Below are 5,126 nucleotides of genomic sequence, written 5' to 3' on the forward strand. Positions count from 1 at the left end.
GCAACACCTCCTGACATGATTGAAGACGTGCTTGAACTCTCAGATTTTGTTCAGGTCATGGGAGTAAACCCCGGATTTGGAGGGCAGAAATTTATACACTCTCAGCTTGATAAAATCAGAACACTTAAAAAAATGCTAGAGCAAAGGGGCCTTGATGTTCCAGTTGGGGTTGATGGGGGCGTAGATACAAAAACGGCTCCGCTCATAGTTGAGGCAGGAGCAACAGTGCTTATCGCAGGCTCAAGTGTCTATAATTCTAAAGCCAGCGTGAGGGATAATGTAGATGCGCTTTTAAATAGTGTGCAGTAAATCAAAATTGGTGATATGATTAAATTTAGAAACATATATTTCAAACACAAATAACATTTTAAGGAGGGCAGCATGAAAATTGGAATGATTGGTCTTGGTAAAATGGGTGGAAATATGACGGAGCGTCTTTTGCGCGGTAAGCATGAGGTGGTTGTTTACAACCTTACTCAAGGGCCTATTGATGAGGCCGCCAAAAAGGGAGCAATACCTGCAAAATCTGTGGCAGATCTTGTTAGGAAACTGCCTAAGCCAAAGGTTGTATGGCTTATGGTTCCTGCAGGCAAGCCTGTTGATCAAAATATCAGAGAACTTAAGAAATATCTAAAGAAAAATGATGTAATTATTGACGGTGGAAACTCTGAGTGGCAGGACTCACAGAAAAGAGCTAAATCACTTAAGCCAAGCGGCATCAAATTTGTAGACTGCGGAGTTAGCGGCGGAGTTTGGGGCCTGAAAGAAGGCTATTGTCTTATGTACGGCGGCGATAAAAAGACCTGTGATTATGTTGAGCCTATTTTTAAAACACTAGCTCCTAAAAAAGGATATCTATACTGCGGCCCAGAGGGTTCAGGGCACTATGTGAAGATGGTTCATAACGGAATCGAATATGGAATGCTACAGGCATATGCTGAAGGATTTGCCGTTCTGGAGAGCTCGGAGTTCGACCTTGATCTAAGGGCAATAAGCAGCGTATGGCAATACGGTAGTGTTGTTCGTTCCTGGATACTAGAGCTAGCCGAGAGAGTGTTTAAAGAAGACCCCACTCTTGATGATCTTGACCCATATGTTTGGGACAGCGGAGAGGGCAGATGGACAGTTGAGGCTGCTATGCGTCAGAATGTTCCTGCTCCAATTATCACTGCTTCACTTCTTGCAAGGATTGCATCAAGAGACACGGATTCATTCTCAATGAAGACAATTGCTGCACTAAGAAATCAATTTGGCGGACATGCAGTTAAAAAGAAAGCGGACGATTAATAGGCAGTTTAGTAAAGAGGTTTTAAATAATAATTCTTAAGGGGTGTTTAAATGGCACAAGAGAATAATTGCGTAATTGTAATATTCGGAGCTTCAGGTGACTTAACTAAACGAAAATTGATGCCGGCGATCTACGCGCTTTATAGGCAAAAACTGCTGCCCAAAAATTTTGCCATACTCGGCACAAGTAGATCCCCATATTCAGATGAAGACTTTCGAAAAAAGATTATTGCTGATATAAAGACCTACGCGAAACTTAAAAGAGAAGATCAAAAACAGCTTGTGCCCTTCTCTAAACATCTCTACTATTCAGCTCTCGATGCAACTGACATAAGCCATTATGAGAGTTTAAAAGATAAATTACAGACCATAGATAAGAAGCTAAAGATTGGCGGAAACTATATTTACTATCTCTCAACCTCTCCAAGCCTCTACACAGCAATTGCAACTAATCTTGGGAAAACAGGGCTTCAGGTTGAAGGTAAAAACTCCTCTTGGAAACGGATAATTGTCGAGAAACCTTTTGGCAGGGACCTTAAGTCTGCAAAGAAATTAAACCAAGACCTGCAGAGCATCTTCGATGAGGATCAGATCTATAGAATAGATCACTATCTAGGAAAGGAAACTGTACAGGATATTTTTGCGCTACGTTTTTCAAACGGAATATTTGAGCCTCTTTGGAATAGAAATTATGTCAGCCACATTGAGATCACAGCGGCTGAATCGATTGGGGTTGAGGAGAGGGGAGGCTACTATGACCACTACGGCGCTATGAGAGATATGATCCAAAACCACCTTCTTCAAGTGCTTGGAACAATTGCAATTGAGCCGCCCTCATTCTTTAACGCGACTGATGTGCGCAATGAAACAGTGAAAATATTTGAGTCGTTAAGGCCGATTAAATCAAGTCAGGTAAATAAATATGCTGTACAGGGTCAATATGTTGCTTCGAAAATTAAAGGAAAACAAGTACTTGGGTACCGTCAGGAAAAAGATGTGGCTCCTGATTCTAGAACTGCCACCTATGTAGCGCTTAAGCTATACATAGATAACTGGCGCTGGGGCGATGTGCCGTTTTATATTCGCACAGGCAAGTATCTTCCTACGCGTGTTACTGAAGTTGTAGTTCATTTCAAGAAGACGCCTCATCACCTGTTTACTAAAACTGAACTATGTGAAGCAACCCCTAACCAGCTTATTATAAGGATCCAGCCAGATGAAGGAATTCTTCTAAAACTCGGAATGAAAAAACCAGGAGCTGGTTTTGATATAAAAGAGGTAGGACTTGATTTCCACTATTCAGATCTGGCAGACGCGTATATCCCAGAAGCCTATGAGCGTCTTATACTCGACTGTATCCTAGGTGATGCAACGCACTATGCAAGGGCCGATGCAGTAGAGGCGTGCTGGAAATTTGTAGATCCTATATTAAAAGCTTGGGAAAAAGGTAATAAAATCAAGATGTATGGTTACCCCGCAGGCACATGGGGCCCGCCGGAAGCATCAAAGCTCTTTGATCATCCGGACCAAGATTGGCGTTATCCTTGCAAAAACTTAGCCCATGACGGTGAGTACTGCGAGTTGTAAGATGGAAAAGAAATATTATGTTTTTCAGGACAGCGCTGAATTAGCTTCACAACTGGCTCAAGATTTTAAGCAGGCCGTTGACAAGAAGGCCGCCGCCGGAGAATCATTAACAGTAGCGCTCTCTGGTGGACACACTCCTAAGGCATTTTTTGAAATACTAGCCCTTCCTCCCTATAATGAAGGTGTTTCCTGGGAGAATGTAATGTTTTTTTGGGGTGATGAACGCTGCGTTCCGCCGGATAATGACGAGAGCAATTTTAAGATGACAAACGTTGCTCTTCTATCTCACATCAATATTCCTGATGCAAATGTCTATAGAGTCTTAGGTGAAGACCCTCCAACAAATGAGGCGCTCAGGTATTCAAAAGTTATCGAAGAGAATGTGGCCAAAGGTGATAGCGGTTTTCCAGAGTTTGACTGGATATTCCTTGGGATGGGAGATGACGGACACACGGCTTCTTTGTTTCCTGGTGCGTCAAACCTAGATGTTATGGACAAAATCTGCGTAGTTGCCGAGCACCCTCAAACAGGACAAAAAAGAGTGAGTATTACTTTCCCAGTCATAAACAACGCAAAAAGGGTTTCATTTCTTGTAGCGGGCGCAGCTAAAGAGCCTGTGTTCAAAGAAATATTAGAGAAAGGCTCCGATCACAAACTTCCCTACCCGGCATCAATGGTTGCACCAGAGAACGGCATACTAGAGTGGTATCTCGATAAAGCCGCCGCTCCTGAGCTTTAATGATCTAATCATTCCAATTGAGAACCAAACTATACTATTTACTAATTTCATAGTAAATTTCTAGTCACAAATATTACTTACAGGAACTCTAATGCCTGAATACTATGAAATCTTAATACTATTTGGAGTCGGAGTTTTGGCCGGTCTAATCAATATCATGGCTGGGGGCGGCTCCAGCTTTACTTTACCTGCTCTCATATTTTTGGGCCTAGACTCTCCCACAGCAAACGGCACAAATCGTGTTGGAATTCTTATACAGAGCATCTTTGCAACTATTTCATTTCGAAATGAGAACATAACTGGCCTTAGGTTAAGCCTGAGGTTAGGGGCACTTACTATACCCGGGGCTATTCTAGGTGCGCTGTTGGCCGTTAGGGTGAGCGATCGGTTGTTTGAGATTGTTTTAGGGATAATAATGATAGGGATAGTCATAACTATGCTCATACCGCAGAGTAAGAATATAGTTACGACACCGGAGGGAAAAAAGAGTTGGCTCATATATCCGATTATGTTCGGCGTTGGGTTTTATGGGGGATTTTTGCAAGTCGGGGTTGGGTTTCTAATTATGGCGGGACTTTATCATCTCATGAAGATGAACCTTGTATATGTAAATATGCACAAAGCTTTTATAAACCTCATTTTCACAATACCGGCCTTGGCAATTTTCATGTGGACTAATAATGTTGACTGGGTACTTGGACTAGTGCTTGCTGTGGGAAATGCACTAGGCGGCTGGTGGTCTGCAAAAATATCTGTTCGAGGCGGAGAAAAGGTAATCCGCTACGTTATGGTAGTCGCAATAATTATAATTGCGCTAAAACTCTTTGGACTATTTTAGTATATTAGCAGCTAATTATTTGATGTGCCTAATTATCCCACATCATCTTGATAAGTCTCTTTTATCTTAACGAATACAATTAGTGAGATAATGGCCGACAATATTAGATAGTAGCTCGGTGAGAGTTTATCGCCAGTGATATCTATTAGATATGTAGCTACGAACGGCGCTGTTCCGCCAAAAACAGCAAATCCTATGTTATATCCAATCGAGACCGCACTCATGCGCACTTTGGCCGGGAATAGCTCTATCATCATGGCGCCAAACGGTCCAAACACCATAGATAGCCCGATTGCAAATACTATTTGAGCAAGAAGGTCATGAAACGCATCACCACGAGTAAATTCAATAAATAGCGGATATGAGAAAATCGCTATTACCAGACATCCTGCAATAAGTAGGGGCTTTCTTCCTAATTTATCAGAGAAGTATCCCATTATTGGCGTAATAATCATAAGCACGATCATACTAATGGTGTTTATCTCAAGTGCCGTCGAGAGATCTAAGTGAGTCTCAGTCGAGAGAAATGTTGTAAGATAGACAAATATCATATAGAAGTTCACTGAACCAACGCATGTTGCCCCGATAACAGTTATGATTTCCTTCCAATGATATCTAAACGCATCTCTTATAGGTTCCTTAGAAAGCTCACCAGCTTCCTTCATCTTTTTAAAA

At 41.9% G+C, this 5,126-nt stretch carries 6 protein-coding genes; 5 read left to right on the plus strand and 1 reads right to left on the minus strand.

Going from position 1 to position 5,126, the window contains the following annotated elements; translation table 11 throughout:
* The 5 genes from AAF462_09910 to AAF462_09930 all read left to right on the plus strand — a co-directional run.
* Positions 1 to 309: ribulose-phosphate 3-epimerase (locus AAF462_09910; GenBank protein MEM7009435.1), on the plus strand; the 309-nt coding region annotated here is incomplete at its 5' end.
* A 72-nt stretch (positions 310 to 381) separates the two neighbouring features.
* Entirely contained in the window at positions 382 to 1,287 is a 906-nt protein-coding gene (gnd, locus tag AAF462_09915) for a phosphogluconate dehydrogenase (NAD(+)-dependent, decarboxylating) (GenBank protein MEM7009436.1), read from the plus strand.
* A gap of 51 nt (positions 1,288 to 1,338) precedes the next feature.
* The gene (zwf, locus tag AAF462_09920; GenBank protein MEM7009437.1) at positions 1,339 to 2,874 is read left to right on the plus strand and encodes a glucose-6-phosphate dehydrogenase; all 1,536 of its coding nucleotides are present in this window, start codon (positions 1,339 to 1,341) and stop codon (positions 2,872 to 2,874) included.
* A 1-nt stretch (position 2,875) separates the two neighbouring features.
* Positions 2,876 to 3,613, plus strand: coding sequence for a 6-phosphogluconolactonase (gene pgl, locus AAF462_09925; GenBank protein ID MEM7009438.1), 738 nt, complete (start codon positions 2,876 to 2,878; stop codon positions 3,611 to 3,613).
* Positions 3,614 to 3,704: 91 nt separating this feature from the next.
* Positions 3,705 to 4,451 carry a sulfite exporter TauE/SafE family protein gene (locus AAF462_09930; protein MEM7009439.1) on the plus strand — a complete coding sequence of 249 codons (747 nt, stop codon included), beginning with the start codon at positions 3,705 to 3,707 and terminating at the stop codon, positions 4,449 to 4,451.
* A gap of 32 nt (positions 4,452 to 4,483) precedes the next feature.
* Here AAF462_09930 and AAF462_09935 read toward each other — a convergent pair.
* Positions 4,484 to 5,126, minus strand: a 643-nt coding sequence (locus tag AAF462_09935; GenBank protein ID MEM7009440.1) for an MFS transporter, incomplete at its 5' end; no start/stop codon positions are given.

The sequence above is a fragment of the Thermodesulfobacteriota bacterium genome, from assembly GCA_039028315.1.
Lineage (GTDB): Bacteria > Desulfobacterota_D > UBA1144 > Nemesobacterales > UBA2774 > CR02bin9.

What these genes read in the sequence shown, in the direction of transcription:
- pgl (MEM7009438.1), top strand. Translation starts at nt 2,876, where the DNA reads ATGGAAAAGAAATATTATGTTTTTCAGGACAGCGCTGAATTAGCTTCA.
- zwf (MEM7009437.1), top strand. Translation starts at nt 1,339, where the DNA reads ATGGCACAAGAGAATAATTGCGTAATTGTAATATTCGGAGCTTCAGGT.
- AAF462_09930 (MEM7009439.1), top strand. Translation starts at nt 3,705, where the DNA reads ATGCCTGAATACTATGAAATCTTAATACTATTTGGAGTCGGAGTTTTG.
- gnd (MEM7009436.1), top strand. Translation starts at nt 382, where the DNA reads ATGAAAATTGGAATGATTGGTCTTGGTAAAATGGGTGGAAATATGACG.